Raw genomic sequence first — 22,076 nt, 5'->3', positions numbered from 1 at the left:
GATGGCGCACGGACGAGAGGACGAAGCCGTGGACACCCAGCCCGACCGGCGGACCGCCGCGATGTACATCACCCTGGCCGCCGTCTGGGGGTCGAGCTTCCTGCTCATCAAGGTCGCCCTGCACGGGCTCTCACCCGCCCAGCTCGTGCTCGGCCGGCTCGTGCTCGGCGCGGTCTCGCTCATCGCGCTCATGCTCCTCACCCGGCGCCGCTGGCCGCGCGGCCTTGCCACCTGGGGGCACCTGCTGGTCGTGGCGCTCGTGCTGTGCGTCATGCCGTTCCTGCTGTTCTCCTGGGCCGGGCAGTACCTGCCGTCCGGCCTGTCGAGCATCTACAACGCCTCGACGCCGATCATGACCGCCGTCGCCGCGGGCGCCCTGCTGCCCGGCGAACGCCTCGACGGCCGGCAGCGCCTCGGCATCGCCGTCGGCGCACTGGGCGTCGTCGTCATCGTCGGCCCGTGGTCCTACCTCGGGGAGCCCGCCCTGACCGGGTCGTTGCCCGCCCAGCTCGCCTGCCTCGGCGCGACCGCCTGCTACGGGCTCGGCATCACCTGGATGCGCCGGTTCGTGCAAGGTCGCGGGCACGACGCCGTGACTGTCGCCGCCTCGCAGATCACGCTCGCGGCCGTCCTCATGCTCGCGCTGGCACCCTTCCTCGGCGGGTTCGCGCCCGTCGACCTCACCGGCCCGGTCGTCGCCTCGACCGTGGTGCTCGGCGCGCTCGGCACGGGTCTGGCCTACGTCTGGAACACGCGCGTGATCGAGCGCTGGGGTGCTCAGCGGGCCTCGACCGTCACCTACCTGACGCCGGTCGTCGGTGTGCTCCTCGGGGTGCTCGTGCTCGACGAGCGGCTGCAGTGGAACGAACCGGTCGGCGGGCTGCTCGTCGTGCTCGGGATCCTCGTCGCGCAGCGAGTCCTCGGCCGCCCCCGGCCCGCGACGTCCCCGGTGGCGCCGACCACCGCCGACGTCGTGCACACGGCGCCCGCGGAGGGCGATTTGGACGAGGTCCGCGCCTGACGTATGGTTGGGACACCGACGCGGGGTGGAGCAGCTCGGTAGCTCGCTGGGCTCATAACCCAGAGGTCGCAGGTTCAAATCCTGCCCCCGCTACAAGTGTTAGTGCAGGTCAGAGGCCCTTTCTCCCCTCGGGGAGGGAGGGCCTCTGTCGTCGATGTGGGCAGAATGTGGGCAGACGTCGTCCACGATCAGAGCCGGATGCGGGCGGACGACCGCGGAACATCGGGGTCCCGGGAGCTCCTTGAGGGGCATCCGGGCGGCCGCGCCTGTGACGGGCGACACGAAGCGGACGCACCACCGGGGGCCGCGACGCGGTGGCCCAAGGCCGCGAGCGGGAAGCCCCCGCGAGGCAGGTACGCGTGCACCTCTAGTCTCGACCGTGTGAGCAGGGAGCTGGCGACCGCGACGACGAGGGAGCCGCTGACCCTCCGGAGCTTCCGGCGGTACTGGACGGCGAGCTCCGTGGGATTCGCCGGGATGGCGCTCACCACGGTGGCGGTCGACGTCCTGGTCATCGACGTGTTGAAGGCGTCCGAGGCGCAGGTCGGACTTGTCCGGGCGTCCCAGTTCCTGCCGTACCTGGTGCTGGGACTGGTCGCCGGCGCGCAGGTGGACCGCTGGCGTCGCCGCCGGGTGCTCATCGGCTTCAACCTCGCCCAGGCACTCCTTCTGCTGGGCATCCCCCTGCTCTACGCAGCGGGCGCGCTCTCGGTGACGTCGACCGCGGTGGTCCTGTTCGCGAGCGGGTGCTGCGCGGTCTACGTCGCCGCGGCGGAACAGGCGTATCTCCCCGACCTGGTGCCGCGTCGCACCCTGGTGCTGGCCAATGCCCGCCTGGGGCAGGCGATGTCGGTCGCCCAGACGCTCGGTCCGGCGGTCGCCGGGTTCCTCGTGGCGGCCGTCAGCGCGCCGGTGACCTTGGTCGTGTCGAGCCTCGCGCGGGGCTTCAATGCGATGAGCATCTTCCGGATCCGGCGCCCGGAACCACCTCGAGACGTCGAGCGTCGCCCGATCGTCCGAGAGATCGGTGAGGGCCTGTCCTTCACCTACCGCCACCAGACCTTGGCGCCACTGGCCGTCTCGACGCACGTGTGGTTCCTGGCGAACAGCATCGCCGTGACACTCCTGGGACTGTTCGTCCTGCGTGACCTGTCCCTGTCAGCGGCCGCGTACGGCGCAGTGCTGACTGCGGCCGGCGTCGGCAGCCTGCTCGGCGCGCTCGCCGCGCCGCGGGCCGCGCGTCGACTCGGGGAGGGCAACGTCATCATCGTCAGCCGTGCAGCGTGTGCGCTGGCGTGGGCCGCGATCGCCTTCACGCCGACAGCGGCGGCCACCTCGGTCATCATCGGCTACCTCGGCGTGCTCCAGCTGCTCTGCGGCGCGTCGATGGGCCTGGAGGACCCCAGCGAGATGGGCTACCGGCAGGCGGTCACACCCCGCGTGATGCTCGGGCGCGTGAACTCGGTCCTGCGTTCGGCCAACAGGTCGATGGCAGTTGTCGGTGCACTCGTCGGAGGAGTCCTGGCAACAGCGTTCAGCTTCCGGACAACCCTGCTCGCGGTTGCAGCCCTGTTCCTCACCGCAGCCCTCGTCGGCGCCGGCTCTCCCCTGCGAGGTGCGCGGAGTGGTCGCGTACCTGTCGCCCCGTGAGGCCGTCAGCGCGGCTGGTCCCGCTCCTCGCGGCGGCGTCGGTCGACGAAGTCCGACAAGCAGTCGACGGGGATCCGGCGTAGCCGGCCGATGTGGACGGACTCGATGGCGCCGCTCGCCATCAGCTCGTAGAGCAAGCTGCGGCCGATCGACAGCCGCTGGGCGGCCGACGTCGCCTCGGCGGTAGCGTCGGGTGGGCGGCCGACCTGACGGTAAGGCCAGACACGGGTTGGGTTTCTGCCCCGGTGGGAGCCCGAGAAGGTCAGGAAGTAGACCCCGGTCTGGCGCCGCCCCTCACTGCGCCGGCCCGATAGACCGTGCGACGGCGCGGCGATGACGCCCCAGGTCAGTGACGCGGCCACCGACGCAGTGGAGGCGGACCGTCGCTGCGGACATCGTCGAAGACGTACCGCCGAGCGGGTTGCCCCGGGGGAGTCGCTCGACGGGCCTGCGCGCTGGACGTACAGTTTTCTGTACAACCCTGGAGGTGTGCGGTGAAGACCATGACGTACTCGCAGTCGCGAGCCCGCTACGCGGAGACCCTGGACGCGGTCGTCAACGACCGCGAGGAGGTCGTCATCACCCGCGCCGGCCACGACCCGGTCGTGATCGTGTCCCTGGCGGACTACGAGTCGTTGAAGGAGACGGCGTACCTGCTGCAGAACCCGGCCAACGCCCGTCGGCTGCTGACCTCGATCGAGCGCCTGGAGTCCGGTCAGGGCGTGGAGCGGCAGCTCGCCGAGTGAAGTACGTGTGGGACGCCGACGCCTGGTCGGACTACCTGTACTGGCAGATCCAGGACCGCCGCACCCTCAAGCGGATCAACGAGCTGCTCAAGGACATCGCCCGCGGCGTCGGCCAGGACACCCCGCACGAGGGCATCGGCAAGCCCGAAGCCCTCAAGCACGGCCTGCACGGCTACTGGTCCCGACGCATCAGCGACGAGCACCGGCTCGTCTACAAGGTCGTCGACGACGAGATCCGCATCGCCGCCTGCCGCTACCACTACACACCCTGACTCCCAGGGTGCGACGGCGACTGCGGCGACCGTGGGCCGCCGAGCGGGATCGACGCGACGACGATCGGCCAGACTCCTCTTGCACCGCCCAGGTGCCAGCGGCGCGTGGGTGCCATGACCGCGCCGCGGCGTCGCCGATGAATGCGAGTGGGCAGCACTCCCGCGACCGCGATTCGTCGAACTCCACGCCATCGGACGGCCGCAGCATCCTTGGTGACCACCCGGATGGCTCAAGGCGCGCTGGTTCGCGGAGCTCTTCGAGTCGGTCCCAGAGCGACACTGCAAGATCCCGACGATCCGAGCTGGACGCGCTAGATTCAGCCCATGTCGACTCAGGGCTGGGGCTCCGACGAGTGGGAGGAGCACAGTCGACGTCTCCTGCGACTGCGGTATGGCATCGATTTCGTCCCGGTACCGGACAAATCGGGAGGCGACGGTGGGCTCGATGGCTTCGTGCGGCGTGAGGCAATCGCATGGCAGTTCTATGCCCCCGAAGGCGAACCGCTTCAGCCGAGCACGCGCTATGCGCGGCAGCGAGACAAGATCACGACTGACGTAAAGAAACTGAAGCGGTACTCGTCGCGAGTCGAAGAACTTCTTGGCGAGACCATTCTGCGTGACTGGGTCCTGCTAACACCCGTTCACGAGTCATCCGACTTGATCTCACACTGCAATGCGATAACAAAACTGGCGCGCTCCTGGGATCTTCCGTTTCTCGCTCAAGGCTTCAATGTGTCGGTGCAAGACCTCGATGACCTTGCGCTGGAACACAAGCTCGCCCAAGCGAGCGGCCTGCTCCCTGAGGGGCTGCGGGGTCCGATTGACATCCCCGAGCTCACACGGGATGGGGGTCTCTTCAGTCAGGCATCCGGTCCCCGAATTGGTGTAATGGACGGAAAGCTCAAGAAGATAATCTCTTCGGACGAGGATCGGGCCTACTTTCGTGGGGAGCTGCTCAAGAGCAAGTTCGCGACCGCAGACTTGCTCGACCGCTATGACACGCGCGTGCCAGACATAGCTCAGAGCATCCGGTTCGAAATCGGCCAGGCCAAGCGGGGCATGCTGATGTCGCAGACGCTCTCGTCGCGCGATTCGGCGCATCTGGGCAAGGTTCAAGAAGACGTCAGGTCTCGAATCGTTGATGTCGCTCCCGGAATGCCGTACGCGACGTCCCACCTCGTAGCCGAAGGCACGGTCTGCGAATGGCTCGAAGAGTGCAGCATGGACTTCTCTCCACCCGAGACGACTGAATGAACGCCGGCCAGGGCGCACTTGATCCGGCACACTCTGCTGCCGACGCAGTCGTCGTATTCTCGATTTCGAGAGCGCCTCTTCGCGTCTCGGAGCGAATTGCGTGGCGCCTATCGCTCATCGTTCTGGTTCTCTCAAAGTGCCGTGGCCAGGCGGCCTCAGCTCAAACGCTGCACAACCTGTCCTGGGCTCTTCAGAATTCTGCCACGAGAGCATTAGCACGTCAGTGGTGGGAGTCGCCGGAGTCGGCCGATTTGGCGACGATGAGGACGGATCCAAGGCTTGCAACCACGATCACAATTGCTGCTGCTGAGGATCTACTAGCGATAGCCCCTTCCGGTCGGGTCGAACTCACTGATCGCGGGCGTGAGTTCGGAGCCATGATCGATTCGGATGAGTCGCTCATGAGTCAGGAGAAGGCGCTTCTAAGGGATCTGGCACCGCTGAACGACAGACAGGTCATGCTTCGACTCGGGGGGATGTAAATTGCCGCTTAGGATCAACGCGGTCAGCCTTAGGGCACACACCGCGGACGAGACATACGGCTTTGACGCCACTTTCGACCGCGACGTCACTGTAATTCGCGGTGCCAACACTGTCGGCAAGTCCCTCCTCGTTCAGTCGATACTCTACGGGCTTGGTCTCGACGACCTCTTCGCCACCCGTCAGGGCACGCTTACTCGAGCAATGACTACGGAGCTCGACGCCGCCTCTGGGCGCGTACCGGTGACGCGCTCCGAGGTTTGGCTCGAAGTCACCTCGCGAGCGGGAACTATCACGACGCATCGACTCGTAAGGCCTGGCGAAGGAAGAGAGTCAAATGCGCACCAACTGGTGAGTGTTTGGCATTCCGCCCGACTGACAGGCGGACCATCGCCGGACATGGTTGGGGATGCCAGCTATTACTTTGTGAATCGACCAGGGAGTGCGGCTGGATCTGACGGCTTCCATTCATTTCTTGCGACGTTTCTCGGGCTTGAGCTTCCGAAAGTGCCGAATTACAACGAAACGGAGTCGCGGCTCTACCTCCAGTTGCTCTTTGCGCTCTGCTATGTAGATCAGAAGCACGGCTGGGGCGGGACAGTGCCACAGGTTCCCACGAAGTACGGCATCATTGAGCCGCTCAGGCGGTCGGTCGAGTACGCGCTCGCTCTCGAGAGTCTGGTCAAATTGACTGAACGACGCTCTCTCGAGGAATCGCTTCGGCGACTTGAAGCTCGAGAGAGCCGTCTCCGCGGCCGACTCGAGGCGGCCGGTGCTGTCAATGGCGCGCGATTGAGCGTCCCGAGCGTTCCAAGTCGAGCATTGCGCTCACTCGCCGCGATAGAGAAGGAGTATCAGAAGTCGGCGGAGCCGGTATTCGAAGTGCTAAGCAACAGTGTCTGGATTCCGTTGGACGAGCGCATCGCGCAGTTGGAGCAGAATCGAATCGATCGAGCGCGTGCGAAGGCGGAGGCGGAGCACGGTGCGTCGCTGAGCAGGACGGCAGAGACTTCTGAACTTGAGAGACGTCTCGGCGACGCGCAGGAGGCCGCGAACAGCGCTTCGCTGCAACTTCGAGAACTCAACGAGTCTGAAACCATGCTCGACACCCAGATGGGCGCTCTGGCGCGGCGGCTTGTGAGAATCGACGAAGAGTTGAGTCGCTACAATCAGCTTCGAATCCTGGCCGAACTCGGCGCTGATATCGCGCCGTCGACTCTCCACGAGAATGATTGCCCTACGTGTCACCAATCGCTCCTTGGCGTCGAGAGCCCGGACGATGCGCATGTTCTGTCGGTTGCGGATACAGTGGCGTTTCTGAAGAACGAACGCACCACAGTGCGTCAGTTGGTTTCTCGGGCCGAGGCTGCTATCGCGGAAATCGATCCTCGCCGTGTGGCGGTCTCGGCCGCCTTGTCAGATCTTCGCGCCCAAGTTCGTGCGCTTGAGAACGATTTGGTGGCCCCGGACGCGATGCCTTCAACTGCGGATCTCCAGAGGGCGCTGTCTGACGAGGCTGCCGAAAGGCAGATGCGTAGTCTTCACGAGACCACCTCTATCGACGTCAGAATGTGGCGGGAGACGGTCGAGGAGTACGTCGCGGGCTTGGTGGTTCGGAGCCGGCTCGGCGACTCGTCTCCATCGCGCTCCGACCAAGAGAAGTTGGCGGACTGGACGAATCGCATGCGGAGCGATCTGCTGGCTTTCGGCTTCGAGTCGGCCAATCCGATGGAGGTTGCGATCGACGAGACCATGAAGCCCACGGTCGAGGGATACGACATCAGCTTTCAGAATTCGGCCAGTGATGGCATTCGACTTCGTTGGGCCTATCTCTTGAGTCTTCTCGACGTGGCTTCGAGTGTTAGTGACAGGCACCCCGGATTCTTGATTTTGGACGAGCCAGGCCAGCAAGGCGTCGATGCTGAGTCGCTTGCGGCCTTGAGTGTGCGCGCACAGAATACCGTGAATCGAGGCCAGATATTCTTGACGACCAGCGAATCTATGGCGACGCTTCAGAAGCGATTCGCTAGCGATCGCACGAGCATCATCGACCTTGACGATGCTCGTCTCCTGCGGCCGATTGCGTAGTTGTTGTCACCGGCTAGTTCGGCTCAAGACTGTAACGTCGCGCAGCAGTCAAACGGTCTGAGTCGATCTAACTCTGACGCGGGAGAGCCAGGCCCAGGGCAGGAGCGGTCGGAGTGGCGTCCCTGATAGTGGTGTAGCCGCCGGGGCCGTGGTCGTCGTAGACGACGACGCGGTCACCGCGTGATCCTTCGAGTGAACCTCTCACAGCACCCTCGAACGGAGCATCACGATGACCGCACCACGCATTGTCGACCCTTCCGCCGCCTTGGGCCAGGCCCTGGCCGACGCCTCTCCGGACCTCATGCGTCACCTGCTCGGCACGGTGATCAACTCCCTGCTCTCGGCCGAGGCCGACGCGGTCTGCGGGGCCGAGTGGGGCCAGCCCAGCCCGGACCGGGTCGCCCAGCGCAACGGCTACCGCCACCGGGACCTGGACACCCGGGTCGGCACCATCGACGTCGCCGTCCCGAAGCTGCGGACCGGGTCCTACTTCCCCGAGTGGCTGCTCGAGCGCCGCAAGCGCGCAGAGACCGCCTTGATCTCGGTCGTGGCGACCTGCTACCTGCTCGGGGTCTCGACCCGCCGCATGGACAAGCTCGTCGAGTCGCTGGGAATCACGTCGTTGTCGAAGTCGCAGGTCTCGCGCATGGCGACCGACCTCGACGGGCAGGTCGCCGCGTTCCGAACCCGGTCGCTGTCCGACGCTGGGCCGTTCACGTTCGTCGCGGCGGACGCGCTCACGATGAAGGTCCGCGAGGCCGGGCGCGTCATCAACGCCGTCGTGCTCGTGGCCACCGGAGTCAACGCCGACGGGCACCGGGAGGTCCTGGGCTGCACCGTCACCACGAGTGAGACCCGGGAGGCGTGGAACGTGTTCTTCGCCGACCTGGTCGCCCGCGGCCTGACCGGAGTCCGCCTCGTGACCTCCGACGCCCACCGCGGCCTGGTCCAGGCGATCGCGGCGAACCTACCCGGGGCGTCCTGGCAACGGTGCCGCACCCACTACGCCGCCAACCTCATGAGCACCTGCCCAAAGTCCTCGTGGCCGGCCGTCAAAACGATGCTCCACTCCGTCTTGGACCAACCCGACGCCGACTCCGTGCATGCCCAGTTCGACAAGCTCCTCGACCACGTCACCGACCCGTTGCCCGCGGTCGCCGAGCACCTGGACGCCGCCCGGGCGGACCTGCTCGCGTTCACGGCGTTCCCGAAGGAGATCTGGCGCCAGATCTGGTCGAACAACCCCAACGAGCGGCTGAACAAGGAGATCCGCCGGCGCACCGACGTCGTCGGGATCTTCCCCGACCGCGACTCCGTGACCCGCCTGGTCGGAGCCGTCCTCGCCGAACAGCACGACGAATGGGCCGAAGGACGACGCTACTTCGCCCTCGACGTCCTGCACCGAGCCCGACTCAACCTCATCACCACCACCGACACCGAACCCCAAGAGCAGCCCTTGGCCCTCTCCGCCTGACCCCCACCGGATCACGCCGAACGGCTACACCACTCCCAGGGACTTGACCGCGGTCGGTGCCTCTTCGTGACTTATGGCGGGCGGCCGCGTGGCCGGCCTTGATTGGTTGTGGGTGTTTCAAGTCGAGCCTCGCCTTGAACGGCCGCGAATAGACTCGAAGGCTGCGAGCGCTTTGTCGTCCGCGTCCGGCAGCGTGTGCAGGTACTTCTGCGTCGTCATGATCTGCGAGTGCCCCATACGCTCCATGACCGCCACGAGGTCGGCGCCGCCGGCCAGGAGCCACGAAGCGTGGGCGTGCCGGAGGTCGTGCATGCGGAGCGGGAAGTCGATGCCTGCCTCGGCGACGGCGGGGCGCCAGTAGCGGGTGTTGAAGGTGGCGCGGGACAGGGGTGTGCCGCCGGCGACGTCGCGTGAGGGGAAGAGCAGGTCGCCGCGGGCGAGACCGAGTGTGGCGATCCGGGCCGCGAGGGTGTCGAGCAGGTCCTGGGAGATCCGCAGGGTCCGGGGCTCGTCGTCCTTCGGGTACGGCTTGAACAGCATGCGTTCGCCGGTGGGGGAGTCCTTGCGGGAGATCTCGACGATGGTCTCCTCGACGGTGAGCGTGCGCCGGAGGAAGTCGATGTGCCGGGGCCGCAGGGCCACCAGTTCGCCCCAGCGCAGCCCGGTCTCGATGTCGGTGAGGATCATCGCCTTGAACCGGTCGGGGATCGCGGCGAGCACCAGCTCGAACTCGTCGGGCGTGAGGGTGCGGTACTTCTTCGCGATGACCTTCGGCAGTTCGGTGGCCTCGCACGGGTTGAACGCCAGGATCCGGTCCCGTGCCGCTCGGGCGAAGATGGACCTCCGGCGCGACAGGTCGGCCGGTCGCCGGCGGAACCGTCGAGGAGGCGGCCGCGGTCGCTGCCCCGGAGGTATCCGCCCCGCAGCAGCCGGTGGCAGTCACGGCAGCAGAACAGGTCACGTGGACGTCGTGGCTGAACACCCTCGCGGCGGCGGACGACGCCCCGAGTTGGTCAGCTGGACTCACCGCGAAGCCCGGCGCTCACGGGCTCCGCAGCAGCCGGAGCAGTACGTTTCTCCGGTGCGACGACCACCTCGAACGGAGCCACGCTCGAGGTGCACACACCCGGAACGATCACTGTCAACGGCCCCAGCACGATCGCCGGCTGGCTGCACGGAGGCACCGTGAGCACGTCCGGGAGGGTCACCGTTGCCGGGCGCACATCGTGAGCACCCCCTACCAGGGGTACGAGCCACCGAGGCGAACCCGTCCTCTCCACCTGCTCTGGGCCGTCCCGCTCAGCGTGGCTGGAGCACTCGCGGCCCTTGCCTTCGCAAGCTTCGAGTGGTGCGGGATCACGGCCTGCCGATGGGGTGACCGTGGCTCCCCGCTCGTCGTGGGGCTCGCGACACTCCTTGCCGGGGCGATGGTCTCGGCCCCGTTCTGGCTCATCCGGTGGACCGCGCGCACACCAGTCCGCATCGCTGTGGGAGTGGTCCTCGGCCTGGCGGTATGGGTGGGGGGCTGGTACTGGGTGACCCATCCTGCTCCCTAGTTGTACTCGGCCATGGCGTTGGTGACGGTCGGGTGATCAGGGCGGCGCCGACGGCGTCGTGGTAGCGCTGAGTGCTGTACTCGGCGAGCCAGGTGGTGAAGGCCGCGGTGCGCTCGTCGTTGGACAGCCGGGGGCGGACGAGTTCGCCTGTCGATGCTCTCCATGTCGGCAGAAGGGGCCCGTGTCGTCGATGTGGGTAGACCTCGTCCACGACCAGAGGCGGATGCGGGCGGACGATCGCGGAGCTCCGGAGTCTCGGGCGCCCTCCCCGGTCTGCCCTTGTCGGAGCAGCCTGGGTCAGCCGCGGTGTCGGCGTACGGCGGCGGTCGCGGCCCCGGCGGCCACCACCAAGAGGGCGAGGCCCGCGAGGACGAGCGGCCACGGAGCGCCCGTCGCCGACGCCCCGCTGCTCGCCGCGGTGCGGTCCCCGCCGCCGTTCGCAGCAGGGGCGGGGGCGTCGCTCTCGACCGCGGGCGGAGTCGCCTCGGACGCGGACCCCGCGTCGGTGCCGCCCGATGTGCCGAGGGCTCCCTCACCACCCGCGTCCTGGTCACGCTCGACGGTCGCCGTCGCGGCGTCCGGTGCGCTCGACGCGCGAGGGCTCGGCTCGACGGGTGCGCGGGTGATCGTGAGGGACCCCGGCTGGAAGGCGATCGCGTAGTTGGCGGCTGCCAACCCGGACACCTTGACTGGATAGGTACCCACCGCGCTCGTGGGCGTGGCAGGGGTGGAGTAGGACGGCGATCCCGTGAGCGCCGCCACGGTGTCGCCGTCGACGAGCCCGGCCACCGTGTACCCGAATGCCGGGTCCGGCTGACCGACGAGCCGGGAGGCGTCACCGACCGTGACGACCAGGGGGGCTCGGGTGATCACGACAGCGCCGGCCGCGTAGCTGATCGCGTAGTTCGCGCCGACGGCCGCCGCGCAGGACGACGCGTAGCGGCCGACGGGGCTGCGGTCCGAGGTTCCGGGCGTGCACGAGGGCACGGTGCTGAGTGCGTCGGCCGCCGTCTCGCCGTTCACGAGCCCGACGTACGAGGGAGTGGTCACCGGGGCTGCCGCACCGTAGGCGGCCGTGCCGTCCGAGGCCGTGATGAGCAGCCGTGCCGCCGTGACCGTGACGTCGCCCGGCAGGTAGCGGATCGTGTAGTTGGGGTCGACGGCATCGGCGCAGGTCGCGGCGCCGACGTACGTACCGGCGCCCGTCGTGGGTGTCGAGCTCGATCGGCAGACAGGCCCGTCGTCGACGTCGACCTCGCCGTTGACCAGCCCCGCGTAGAGCGGATGCACCGCGGGCGGGCCGTCGCCGTAGACCGCGGTGGCGTCGGCGGCGGTGACGACGAGATCGGCCCTGGTGACCTCGACCACGCCGTCCGCGTAGGTCAGCGCGTAGTTGTGCGACACCGCGGACGAGCAGGTCGAGGCGTAGGTCCCGACGACGCTGCGCCGGTCGGTGAGCGAGGCGCAGGTCGGCGCGACGGACAGCGCGGTGCTCGCGTCGTCGGCCCCCAGGAGACCCGTGTACCTCGGCTGGATGACCGGCGCAGGGTCGCCGTAGACCGAGGTCCCGTCCGACGCGGTCACCAGGAGCGGCGCGGGCGTGACCGTGACGGTCCCCGGGAGCTCGGTGATCGAGTAGTTGGGGTCCCCGGCACCCGTGCAGGCGGTCGGGTACGTGTCGACCGACGAGAGCGTCATGGCCGTCGTCGAGCACGCGGGCCTCGTGGACGGTTCCAGGTCGCCGTTGGCGAGACCCGTGTACCGCGGTGCGACGGAGGAGACGGGCTCGCCGTAGACGAGCACCTCGCTCGAGGCCGTGATCGTCAGGTCGGCGGGTGTGATCGTGAAGGCTGCGGTCGGACCGGCCACGAGGGAGTAGTGGTCCGCGGTCAGCGTGCCCGCGGCACAGGTGATCACGTAGCTCGCGACGTCCTCGCCCGCGGCGCGCGCGCAGTCGGCCACTCCGGACACGCCCGCGTCGGCGGTCGTCTCGGCGAAGGCGAAACCGCTCAGGGTCGCCGTGACCGCCGGGTCGGCCGTGCCGTACACCTTCGTCGCGGCGTTCGCGGTCACGGTGAGCGGCCGTGCGCCGATCTCCGTCACACGCGTCGACTGCGCCGCGTCGTAGTTCGCGTCGCCCGCCCGCGTGAGGGTCGTGGTGCAGGTCCCGACGCCGACGGCGGTGAGCACCGCCGACGATGCGGCGTTGTCCGTGAGGGTGCAGGCCGCGCCGGTGAGGTCGAGGGAGAGGCTCCCCGTACCGCTCCCGCCGGACCCGACCACGGGGTACGCCTCGCCGTAGGTGCCGGTGCTCGTCGCGGCGAGGGCGAGGGGCGCCTGCGCCTGCTTGGCGGCCGAGACGACGCGCGTGACCGAGGGCGCCGGCTCCCGCTGGGCGTCACCCGCCTGGCTCGCGACGAGTGTGCAGGCGACCGTCCCGCTCGTCATCGTGACCGTCCATCCCCCGGTGGTGACCTCGCTCGTGCACCCGCCCGACGCCTGGAGCGACGGCGCGAGACCCGAGTCGACCGTCGGCGCCACGAGGAACCCGGTGCCGTAGGCGGCGGGCGACGGTGGTGCGTCGAAGGTCACGACCTGGGCGACCCGGGCGACGAGGAGGGACCAGGGCGCCGAGGTGAAGCCGCCTGCTGACGCCGCGACGTCGAGCGCACCGAGGTCAGCGCCCGTGACCTGGATCGTGGCGACTCCCGCGACAGCCGAGACCGTCGTGAGGCCGGTCACCGAGCCAGCGCCCGCGGCGCGGGAGAACGTCACGGGGAGGACCGAGTCCGGGCCGGAGTCGACGGTGGCGCCGCCGCTGTCGACCAGACGGGCGGTGAGGGTGCGCTCGACGCCGAAGGGCAGGTTGCCCTCCGAGGTCGAGGTCAGCAGGATGCGCGTCGCGGCGTGCGTGATGGTGACCGATCCGGCGCCGGTGGAGGGGGAGCCGAGGAATGCCGAGGACGTCACGGTCGGCGACACCCAGCTCGAACCGCCGCCACCTCCGCCGCGGGACTGGGAGTACGCGGCTCCGCCGGCGCCGCCGCCCCCGCCGAACCAGCCGTCGCCCCCGCCCCCGCCGCCCATGCTGGTCGGCGAGGCGACCGCTCCGGCACCGCCGTGCCCCGCCGTGCCCGTGCTGCCGGTGAAGCCCTGGAACTCGGTCTTGGTGCCGCCCGCGCCGCCGGCGGTGGCCGTGGCGCCCGCACCACCGGTGGCGGTGTTCGAGTCCGTGCTGCAACCGGAACCGCCGGACCCGTCCGAGCCGATGCCTCCGTTGCCGCCGCACGGGATCCAGCTGTTCTCGCCGACGAAGCTGCCGTTCCAGCTCCCGGATCCACCGCCACCGCCGGCGACGACAAGGGTCGAGCCGACGTCGCAGGAGAGGGTCGCGGCGCACGGGCCGAACCGGACGCCGGACGCACCGCCGCCGTTGCCGGCCGGCCCGAACGGCACCTCGCCCGTGCCGCCCGCGCCGCCGCCGCCGACGGCTCCGACGGACACCTGGAGCACCTGGCCGGGTGTGACGGCCACCGTGGCGACGACCCGACCGCCCTGGCCGGGCGAGGTGGTGTCCTCGCGGTGTGCGCGCGCGCCGGCCGCGGCCCAGGCCTCGATCCGGATGTCGGACCAGGTGGCCGGCACGACGAACGCGGAGTCAGCGCCGGTCGTGGTGTAGTCGGCGGTCGCGAGCGTCACGTCCTGGGAGAACGCGCCGGAGCGACCGAGGAGGGTCCCGCCCGCGTTGTAGTGGTCGACCGCGATCGGGTGGGCGCCGGTCGTCGTGAAGCCGGTCAGGCACGTGGCGCGGCCGCTGCCGGAGTCGACGGGCAGTCGGGTGCACCCGGTGACGGGCGAGCCGCCGTCGAAGAACGTCACGGTGCTGCCCGCGGGCGCGGGCGAGAGGGTCGCGGTCAGCCGCACGCCGAACCCGAGCGGGGCCGATCCGGTGTCGGAGCTCAGCGCGATGCTCGCGGAGACGGTCTGCGTGAAGGCGTCCGAGGTGCTCGCTGCGTAGTCCGGGATGCCGGCGAACGTGGCGCTCACCGTGTGGCTGCCGCCGATGGCGTAGGTGCGCGTGCAGGAGGCCTGGCCGGATGCGTTCACCGCGACGGCGGCACACCCGGCAACGGCGGCCCCGTCGTGCGTGAACGCCACGGTGCCGCTGGTCGGCGCCGGCGAGACCGACGCGGTGTACGTGACCGTCTGGTCGATGCCGCTCGGGTTGCCGCCCGAGGTGACGACGGTCGTCGTCTGCGTCGGGTTGACGGCTTGTGAGACCTCCGAGGAGCTGCTCGCCGAGTACGAGGACGTCCCCGAGAAGTCCGCGTACACGAGCCACCCACCGGTGGTCCGGTAGACGAAGGTGCACACGGCCACGCCGGTGGTCGGGTCCGGCACCACGGCGTCGCAGCCGCTGATGGCCTGTCCGGTGCTCCGGAACCGCACCGTGCCGCCCACGGGTGGGGGCGTGACCGTCGCGGTGTAGGTGACAGGCGTGCCGGCGCCGACGCTCACCTCGTCGGCCTCGAGCGTGGTGCTGGTGGTCGCAGGCTGCACCGTCATCACGAGCCCGGGTGCGGTGCTCGGCAGGGCGCCGTCGCTGCCGGAGTACCGGGCGCTGATGGTGTGCGTGCCCGTCGTGCGCAGCACCCGGGAGTTCCAGCACTCGGCGATGCCGTTGGAGACGGCCATGTCGATGCAGCTCGGGATGTCGGTGCCGTCGGCCGTGAAGGTCAGCGTTCCGCCGACATCGCCCGGGGAGACGGTCGCGACGTACTTGACCTCGTCGCCCGCGCGGATCGGGTTGGCCGAGGCCGTGACGGTCGTCGAGCTCACGGCCACCCCTGCCAGGGTGGTGATCGTGACGCTTCCGTCCCCGGTACGGCTCGCCCCGAGGAACTCGGTCGAGATCGCGGCCGGAACGGCCCAGCTGGAACCGCCGCCTCCGCCGCCGTCCGTGGGGGTGTCCGCCCGGGAGGAGACGCCGGCGCCGCCCCCGTAGTGGCCGTCGCCGCCACCGCCACCGCCGCCGCCGCTCAGGTCCTCGCCGTCGCCACCGTGCCCGGCAGTGCCGGGGGCGCCGTCGAAGTGGAGCTTCGTGCCGCCTGCCCCGCCTGCCGTCGCAGTTCCGCCGGCGCCACCCGCGGTCGGGTCCGTGGAGTCGGATGAGCACCCCCGCGCTCCTGAGCCGTCCGGGTTCGCGCCGCCGTCCCCGCCACACGGGCCGTCGTAGGTGGTGAGGTTGCTGACGGGACCGGCCCCGCCGCCGCCACCCGCGATGACCAGGTCGGCCGACGGGTCGCAGGCCAGAGCGGCGGCGCAGCTCCCGGCCCGGACGCCGGATGCTCCACCACCGTTGCCGCCGCTCGCCCACGCCACGCCGCCGACGCCGCCGCCGCCCGCCGCGCCCACCATCACCTGGAGCACCTGCCCCGGTGTCACCGTGACGGTGGACCGGATGCCGCCGCCCTTGCCCGGGCTCGGGTTCGACTCTCGGGGGCCCTTCGTCCCCTCGGCCCCCCACGCCTCGATCGTGAGCACGCTGACCCCGGCCGGGACCGTGTAGGAGGCGACACCCGTCGTGGTGAAGGTCGTGGTCTCGGACTCGAGCGCGGAGGCGACCGGGGTCGCCCACAGCAGCGTCGGCGCCAGGAGACCGAGCGAGGCGGCCGAGACGAGAGCGTTCCGAGCGGAGCGGCGCACCGCATCACATCCTCTTGAGGTCGGGGACCGGGCGTCAGCGCGTAGGTGAGGCCGAGCGCGCGACAGAGGCCACAGGTCGCCGGGAGTCGCACTGTAACGGCCCCGGGGCCGATCTGATCGACATCCACGCCCGAGCCGTGACAAAGGTGTTCGCCCAGTTCAGGAGTGCATCATGGGCGTGACGCCGCTCGGTGGTCTCGGGTGTGGAGCGCGGGTGGGCGAGGAGGGCCGACATGGGTGTGGTGTTCGACGGCGTGGTGTGGACGTCCTACGCGCAGCTGACGGTCACGACCGATCTGGTCGGGACGCCGTCGCCGGACGAGGCGTTCGTCAGTCAGGTCAACGGGCTGTGTGGCGCGGCCGTGGCCGGTGGCCTGTTCCTGATCACCGGGACCCACACCGGCCAGGTCCCCGTTCGCGTCAGCGTGCTCGACACCGCCCCGTCAGGGCTGGGCGAGTGGGACGAGGTCGTCGAGGTGAACCTGAGACCGGCCACGCGGCACGCTGCCCTGTCCGGCTGGGCTGACGACCCTGCGGTGCGCTTCGACCTGCCCGCCGACTCCTACCGCGTCAGATGGTGCGCGTCAGGCATGGATGCCGGCCACGCCCAGGACGTCGCCGACGACGAGCACCCCGCCCCCGACCACTACGAGCTGATGCTGTGGCCCGAAGCACCGGCCGCCGACTCGATCATCCGGCGCACCTCGGCCCAGGCCGCCTACTGGCACGAGCGGGGCTTCACCCGCAGTCGGTGACGGTGCACCGGACCCCTTCCCGCCTGGGCGTCAGCGCTGCGCGACGTCCAAGACGTAGTCGAGGTGCTCGTCGACGAAGTCCGCCGGGTCGTCGTTCCGGCGGACCCGTGCGCGGACGAACCCGGCGCTCTCGTACATCCGCTGCGCCGGGACGAGCCCGTCGTCCGTGGTGACGACGATCCGTCGGGCCCCCAGGCTCCTGATGCGGGCGAGCGCCTCCAGGAGCTGCAGCCGGCCGTACCCGGATCCCTTGCGCGTCGCGACGATGCCGTTGTGCCCGATCTCGACCGACTCCGGCAGCTGGCGCGGGTCCCACATCACCACCCCGATCGGCTCGTCGCCGTCCGCGGTGACGAAGCAGCACGCGTCCGCGATCTGCGGGTGGGCGAAGAAGAAGTCGTCGCTGTCCTGCCAGGAGGCGCCGTGCAGCTCCTGGTAGCGAGGGTCGAACGCGTAGGCGTCCGAGAGCAGCCGGACGATGATCCCGGGCTCGTGGTCGGTCAGTGCGCGAAAGGTGATCGCCACGCTCGACTCCCCGGGTAGAAGGTGAGCGCACACGACCACTCGACACGTCCGATCCGGCGCACGGCCGCCATCGTAGGTGGGCCGTCCCACAGGCATCTGGGCCCGGCCGGGCCCGTCGGCGGTCGGGGCGCCGGGCGATCGGCGAGCTACGGGGCACGCGAGTCGCGGTTGCTACGCTCCTCGGCGTCTGGGAGTCGATCTTCGGATGAGCGGCCGCCCGCCCCTGACCCCCTCCGGCGCCGGCCGCAACGGATCGGAGGCCGACATGGATCCGTGGCTGCGTGCCGCGCGCCGACGGGAGCTGCCCGTACTCATTGCCGTCGTGGCCTTCGGGGCGTTCCTCGTGGTGATCGGTCACGCGACGCTGTCCGTCGTCGTGCTCGGGCTGTGGGTCATCGGTGTCGGCGCTCTGCTGCTCGCGGGCCGAGCGGTGAGGGACCGGCAGGAGCGCGGGGACGGGCCGCGTGGGGCGATCGCGCTCGGCACGCTCGACGGGACGCGTGCGACGGTGCTGCGGGAACATCCGGCCCGAGGGCTGCTGACGGCGGGTCTGACGGCCTGGCCCGGTGCGCTTCTCCTGGCTGGCGCCGTGATCGGTGCCGGCAGCGCGATGTCGGCCGGTCTGGCTCTTGTGGTCGGGACGGTCGGGGTCGGGTTCCTCGTCGCAGGCGCACGGCGGGCGTTGCACGAGCGGCGGGCGGGGGTGTGGCTGACCTCCGCTGCGGTGACCGTCCGTGACCACCGGCAGAGCCACGGGGTGGCGTGGGGTGACGTGGCGGCGGTGACCGAACCGGGCGGGCCGACCGGTCTTGTCCTGCTGCTCGCGCGAGAGCCTGCCGCCGTCATCGTGTCGGGCCGTGCGCGGCGGGGGCTTCCGGGCGGTCGCGGCCGGGAGGTTCTGGTGCGCACGGAGGCGACCGCGCTGGACACGCCCGGGATCGCGCGGACTCTCCGGCACCTCAGTGCTGACGGGGATGTCTCGCTGCTGGGCTCGGCCGCTGGGTGCGAGATGGTCCTCCGCATCGCTCGCGGCTGAACGAGTGAGGCGCTCGCAAGCCGCCGTCGGGCGCCCGGTCAGCTGAGCGCGGCCGGGCCCGTCGGTGGGGCGAGGGTCTTCTCGTAGCGCATCGCCCGGTGCAGCTCTTGCAGCAGCAGCGGCACGTCGGCCCAGGCCTGCAGGCTGACGGTGCTCACCGCTCGGACCTTCGGCCACTCCGGCGGGGCGAACCCGGGCGGGACGACGGCGAGGGTCTGGAGCGCGATCAGCCGAAGCTCCTCGGTGACCTCGCGGGCGCGGTCGTCCGGGACCGCGGGCAGGACCGCGGCGACGAGGATCTCGTCGTCGCCGAGGCGTCCGACCGCGCAGCTGGTGGGGTAGGCGCTCGTGAGGGCCCGTGCCATGGTCGCCAGCACGCGGTCGCCGTGCGGGAAGCCGTGGATCGCGTTGAGCAGGCCGAACGACGCGACGTCGACGAGGGTCACGGCCAGGCGCCGACGGGTGCCCCGGAGCTCCGCGGCCCACGAGGTGAGCGTGTGCTCGAGCGTGTGACGGTTGACCAGGCCGGTCGTGCGGTCGCGCATGCCCTGGTCGGCGAGCGCTGCGGCCAGGGCGTGCACCAGCTCGGAGGTCCCCGTCGCCGACCAGACGTCCGCGCTGATCACGACGTCCTCGAACCGGGACTCGGGCGGCCTGGCCATGGCGAGCAGGGCCGCCTCGACCACGGAGGTCGTCGGGCCGACGACCAGCGGCGACCAGTCGGCGACGGCGCGCGCGGGCCGTCGGGTGAGGACGGCCCTGCCGTAGCCGAGGCGACCGGCCATCTCGGCGTTGAACTGCGACCGGGTGATGAGCCCGATGGTGTGCAGGTCGCCGCGGTCGAGGACCCCGATCCGGGCGAACGTCGGGTCGGCGAACAGCGGCTCGACCTCGTGCATGGGCGTCGCGGCGTCGATCACGGGCAGCGGGACGGCGAGGGTCTCGACCGGGGCGGTCGAGGGCACGGTGCCGGAGCGAAGGTCGCGCAGGAGGGACTGGACATCGGTCACCACGGGAGTGTCGTCACCGACGTCGCAGGTCATCAGCGTGTTCGACGAGTCGTCGGGGGAAGTTCACGCCCCGGTCACCCGAGGATCGCGTGCGGCGCCTGCGGGACCTGCTGGACCTGCGGCCAGGGCGAAGGCTCTGCCGACCTGGCGGGCCGTCCAGAGGACCATCAGCCAGATCAGACCCATGATGGTCAGGCCGTAGGCGATGAACCACACCAGCGAGACGGTCCCGGCCTGCTGGACGAGCAACGGCACCATGCGCCCACCACCCGCGCCGAGCGCCACCCACGACCCGCCGGCAGGCGCGGCCGTCGCGGGACCCGTGTGCGGGAGCTCTCGTTCCAGCCGGATCTCCACGCCGTGCAGGGTCAGGGTGCCGTCGTCGGAGGTGAAGTCGCCGAAGCACGCGGTGGGTTCGCCGAGGTCGCTGTACCGGCAGCGCGTGCTGGTGGACACACCGTCGACTGCCTGCGGACCCACGTGGTGCCAGTCGTCCACACCCAGCAGGGCCAGGGCGACGAACGGTGCCGCGACGAGCACCGTGAGGACGAGCCGGACGAGCAGCACCATCCCGGTGCCTCGGCGTCGGGTCCGACCCCGAGGCGCGCTGATCGTGGCCATGGCTCCTTCTCGTCGGCGCGGGGCGTGCGGCCCGTCGGGCGCCCCGCTGCGAGGGTGCCACCCGGTCGTGGACGGCAGGTGGCGGTCCGGCGTCGCCGCGGTGTCGCCCGTCCGTCCGACCGACCGTCCGACCGACCGTCCGTCCGTCCGTCCGACCGAGCGGTGCGACGGTCCCGGGCCGGTGCCGCTCGTGCGGTCGTCGCGGCCCCGACGGCGGTCTACGCCTCGGACGCGCCGACCCGGCGGCGTGCGCGCGGGGTCCGCGGGGTGGGCGCGGACCCGGTGGGCAGGGCCGGGATCGCGAGCGTCGACGCGAGCCCGACGACGAGGACGCCCGCGGCGATCCCGGTGGTGACCTTGCTCGCGTGGACGAGGGCCGCCTCGGCGTCGGCCGCCGCGGCGGCGGTCGCGGGGTCGGCGGCGAGCGACGGGATGCCCGCGCCCGCGGTCCCGTGGACGATCGCGACGACCTGCTCGCGCTGGGCGGGCGTCAGGTCGGAGTCGGCGAGCCGGGCGGTGGTCTGGGAGGTCATCGTGGCCACGAGCAAGCCGCCGAGCAGGGCGACGCCCAGGGCGGACCCGAGCTGACGGACGGTCGTCTGGAAGCCGGAGGCCTGGCCGCTCTCGGCGAGCGGCACCTCGACGAGGATGACGCTGGTCAGCTGGGCGGTCGCCATGCCGACACCGATGCCGTAGAGGAACAGCCAGGCGGCGATGGCGGCGCCCGGCACGGTGGTGCTGAGCGTGAGGGCGAGGCCGGCGATGGCGACGGCTTCGAGCCCGAGGCCGATGCGGACCACGGAGCGCTGACCGATCCGGGCGGTGAGCTGCGGGGTCGCCCCGGAGACGAGGAACGTGCCGACGGCGAGCCACAGGACGAGGAAGCCGGTGCCGAGCGCGGTGTAGCCGAGCGCGCCCTGCAGGAGCAGCGGCAACGTGAACAGCAGGCCGAACTCGCCGAGGGACACGATCAGCGCGGCGATGATGCCGAAGCGGAACGAGCGCAGCCGCAGCAGGCCGAGGTCGACGAGCGCGACCTTGTCCGCGAGCACGCGCCGCTGCTCGACGACGACGAAGGCTGCGAGCAGCGCCGCGCCGCCGAGCAGGGCGAACGGCACGGGGGAGGGCGCTCCGGAGGGACGCAGCCACCAGCCGAAGTAGGCGCCCTCGATCAGGCCGAACACGATCCCGGCCAGCCCGAGGGTCGACAGGAGCACGCCGGGCACGTCGGTGCCGCGGCGCAGCGTCGTGTCGCGGGTCTCGTCGATGTACCGGCGGATCCCGACGAGCGCGAGCAGTCCGAAGGGGATGTTGAGCCAGAACGCCCAGCGCCAGCTCACGTCGGTGGCGAGCCACCCGCCGACGAGCGGGCCGACGGCGGCCATGCCCCCGATGGTCGAGCCCCAGATCGCGAAGGCGATGCCGCGCTCGCGCCCCTGGAACATCGCGTTGAGGGTCGAGAGCGTGCTCGGCAGCACCATCGCCGCGCCGACGCCCTGCACGAGGCGGGAGCCGATGAGCATCGCGGGGCTGGTCGAGGCGCCTGCGACGAGGCTCGCCGCCATGAAGACGGCGAGCCCGACCGCGAACAGGCGCTTGCGGCCGTAGAGGTCGCCGACCCGGCCGACGGTGAGCATGAGCGAGGCGAAGACGAGCGAGTAGATGGCGTTCATCCACTGCGCGCCCGACGAGTCGAGCCCGAGGTCCTCGATGACCACCGGGAGCGCGACGTTGACGATCGTGGCGTCCATGATCACGAGCGAGACCCCGAGGGCGAGGGTTCCCATCGCGAGCCAGTGGCGGCGCGGGATCGATACCTCAGTGGTCATGGTGCTCCTCCTGCGTGGCGCAGAGCGGTTCGGTGCGGGATGGGACCCGACAC

Annotated in this window: 16 protein-coding genes and 1 tRNA gene; 10 read left to right on the top strand and 7 right to left on the bottom strand. The window is 70.4% G+C overall.

Translation table 11 applies throughout. The annotated features are described in order from the left end of the window. Positions 1-28: 28 nt before the first annotated feature. From BKA22_RS02505 to BKA22_RS02495, 3 genes are all read left to right on the top strand, one after another. Positions 29-1,021: a DMT family transporter gene (locus tag BKA22_RS02505; RefSeq protein ID WP_223203390.1), complete on the top strand. Its 993-nt coding sequence runs from the start codon at positions 29-31 to the stop codon at positions 1,019-1,021. 19 nt (positions 1,022-1,040) lie between these two features. Continuing rightward, positions 1,041-1,114 (top strand) — tRNA-Met (locus BKA22_RS02500). 288 nt (positions 1,115-1,402) lie between these two features. Continuing rightward, entirely contained in the window at positions 1,403-2,671 is a 1,269-nt protein-coding gene (locus tag BKA22_RS02495) for an MFS transporter (RefSeq protein ID WP_179561612.1), read from the top strand. A gap of 5 nt (positions 2,672-2,676) precedes the next feature. On the opposite strand, the gene BKA22_RS19380 is transcribed toward BKA22_RS02495, so the two are convergent. Continuing rightward, positions 2,677-3,033, bottom strand: coding sequence for a helix-turn-helix domain-containing protein (locus BKA22_RS19380; protein WP_218867646.1), 357 nt, complete (start codon positions 3,031-3,033; stop codon positions 2,677-2,679). 141 nt (positions 3,034-3,174) lie between these two features. Here BKA22_RS19380 and BKA22_RS02485 point away from each other — a divergent pair, with 141 nt between their 5' ends. The 5 genes from BKA22_RS02485 (at position 3,175) to BKA22_RS02465 (ending at position 8,985) form a co-directional block, all read left to right on the top strand. Then, entirely contained in the window at positions 3,175-3,417 is a 243-nt protein-coding gene (locus tag BKA22_RS02485; RefSeq protein WP_218866832.1) for a type II toxin-antitoxin system Phd/YefM family antitoxin, read from the top strand. Then, positions 3,414-3,689 carry a Txe/YoeB family addiction module toxin gene (locus tag BKA22_RS02480; protein ID WP_146951301.1) on the top strand — a complete coding sequence of 92 codons (276 nt, stop codon included), beginning with the start codon at positions 3,414-3,416 and terminating at the stop codon, positions 3,687-3,689. The genes BKA22_RS02485 and BKA22_RS02480 overlap by 4 nt, the downstream gene beginning before the upstream one ends. A gap of 324 nt (positions 3,690-4,013) precedes the next feature. Next, positions 4,014-4,943 carry a hypothetical protein gene (locus BKA22_RS02475; protein ID WP_146951300.1) on the top strand — a complete coding sequence of 310 codons (930 nt, stop codon included), beginning with the start codon at positions 4,014-4,016 and terminating at the stop codon, positions 4,941-4,943. 879 nt (positions 4,944-5,822) lie between these two features. Further along, positions 5,823-7,511, top strand: a complete 1,689-nt coding sequence (locus tag BKA22_RS02470) for a coiled-coil domain-containing protein (RefSeq protein ID WP_146951299.1) — start codon at positions 5,823-5,825, stop codon at positions 7,509-7,511. Between the two features lie 229 nt (positions 7,512-7,740). Then, on the top strand, positions 7,741-8,985 hold the full coding sequence (locus BKA22_RS02465) for an IS256 family transposase (protein ID WP_146951298.1): 1,245 nt from the start codon (positions 7,741-7,743) through the stop codon (positions 8,983-8,985). A 117-nt stretch (positions 8,986-9,102) separates the two neighbouring features. Here the strand turns inward: BKA22_RS02465 and BKA22_RS02460 are convergent, their stop codons facing one another. Next, on the bottom strand, positions 9,103-9,750 hold the full coding sequence (locus BKA22_RS02460) for a tyrosine-type recombinase/integrase (RefSeq protein ID WP_146951297.1): 648 nt from the start codon (positions 9,748-9,750) through the stop codon (positions 9,103-9,105). Positions 9,751-10,838: 1,088 nt separating this feature from the next. Then, a complete protein-coding gene (locus BKA22_RS20070) occupies positions 10,839-16,247 on the bottom strand; it encodes an MBG domain-containing protein (RefSeq protein WP_146951296.1) in 5,409 nt (1,802 codons plus the stop codon). A 233-nt stretch (positions 16,248-16,480) separates the two neighbouring features. Here BKA22_RS20070 and BKA22_RS02450 point away from each other — a divergent pair, with 233 nt between their 5' ends. Continuing rightward, complete coding sequence (locus BKA22_RS02450; protein ID WP_146951295.1) at positions 16,481-17,002, top strand: hypothetical protein; 522 nt, start codon at positions 16,481-16,483, stop codon at positions 17,000-17,002. Between the two features lie 30 nt (positions 17,003-17,032). Here the strand turns inward: BKA22_RS02450 and BKA22_RS02445 are convergent, their stop codons facing one another. Beyond that, a complete protein-coding gene (locus tag BKA22_RS02445; protein WP_146951294.1) occupies positions 17,033-17,527 on the bottom strand; it encodes a GNAT family N-acetyltransferase in 495 nt (164 codons plus the stop codon). A 205-nt stretch (positions 17,528-17,732) separates the two neighbouring features. Between BKA22_RS02445 and BKA22_RS02440 the strand changes: the two genes are divergently transcribed. Continuing rightward, positions 17,733-18,563, top strand: a complete 831-nt coding sequence (locus BKA22_RS02440) for a hypothetical protein (RefSeq protein ID WP_146951293.1) — start codon at positions 17,733-17,735, stop codon at positions 18,561-18,563. A 38-nt stretch (positions 18,564-18,601) separates the two neighbouring features. Here BKA22_RS02440 and BKA22_RS20245 read toward each other — a convergent pair whose 3' ends face one another. From BKA22_RS20245 to BKA22_RS02425, 3 genes are all read right to left on the bottom strand, one after another. Continuing rightward, entirely contained in the window at positions 18,602-19,573 is a 972-nt protein-coding gene (locus tag BKA22_RS20245) for a diguanylate cyclase domain-containing protein (protein ID WP_146951292.1), read from the bottom strand. Between the two features lie 63 nt (positions 19,574-19,636). Further along, on the bottom strand, positions 19,637-20,194 hold the full coding sequence (locus tag BKA22_RS02430; RefSeq protein ID WP_146951291.1) for a hypothetical protein: 558 nt from the start codon (positions 20,192-20,194) through the stop codon (positions 19,637-19,639). 218 nt (positions 20,195-20,412) lie between these two features. Then, complete coding sequence (locus tag BKA22_RS02425) at positions 20,413-22,023, bottom strand: MFS transporter (RefSeq protein WP_146951290.1); 1,611 nt, start codon at positions 22,021-22,023, stop codon at positions 20,413-20,415. Between the last annotated feature and the right edge of the window lie 53 nt (positions 22,024-22,076).

The sequence above is a fragment of the Cellulomonas soli genome, assembly GCF_013409305.1.
Taxonomy (GTDB): Bacteria; Actinomycetota; Actinomycetes; order Actinomycetales; family Cellulomonadaceae; genus Cellulomonas; species Cellulomonas soli.
Note: the sequence above shows the minus strand (reverse complement) of the source record. Positions and strands in the feature narration are given on the sequence as shown.

What these genes read in the sequence shown, in the direction of transcription:
- BKA22_RS02485 (WP_218866832.1), top strand. Translation starts at nt 3,175, where the DNA reads ATGACGTACTCGCAGTCGCGAGCCCGCTACGCGGAGACCCTGGACGCG.
- BKA22_RS02475 (WP_146951300.1), top strand. Translation starts at nt 4,014, where the DNA reads ATGTCGACTCAGGGCTGGGGCTCCGACGAGTGGGAGGAGCACAGTCGA.
- BKA22_RS02470 (WP_146951299.1), top strand. Translation starts at nt 5,823, where the DNA reads ATGGTTGGGGATGCCAGCTATTACTTTGTGAATCGACCAGGGAGTGCG.
- BKA22_RS02465 (WP_146951298.1), top strand. Translation starts at nt 7,741, where the DNA reads ATGACCGCACCACGCATTGTCGACCCTTCCGCCGCCTTGGGCCAGGCC.
- BKA22_RS02450 (WP_146951295.1), top strand. Translation starts at nt 16,481, where the DNA reads ATGGGTGTGGTGTTCGACGGCGTGGTGTGGACGTCCTACGCGCAGCTG.
- BKA22_RS02440 (WP_146951293.1), top strand. Translation starts at nt 17,733, where the DNA reads ATGAGCGGCCGCCCGCCCCTGACCCCCTCCGGCGCCGGCCGCAACGGA.
- BKA22_RS02430 (WP_146951291.1), bottom strand. Translation starts at nt 20,194, where the DNA reads ATGGCCACGATCAGCGCGCCTCGGGGTCGGACCCGACGCCGAGGCACC.
- BKA22_RS02425 (WP_146951290.1), bottom strand. Translation starts at nt 22,023, where the DNA reads ATGACCACTGAGGTATCGATCCCGCGCCGCCACTGGCTCGCGATGGGA.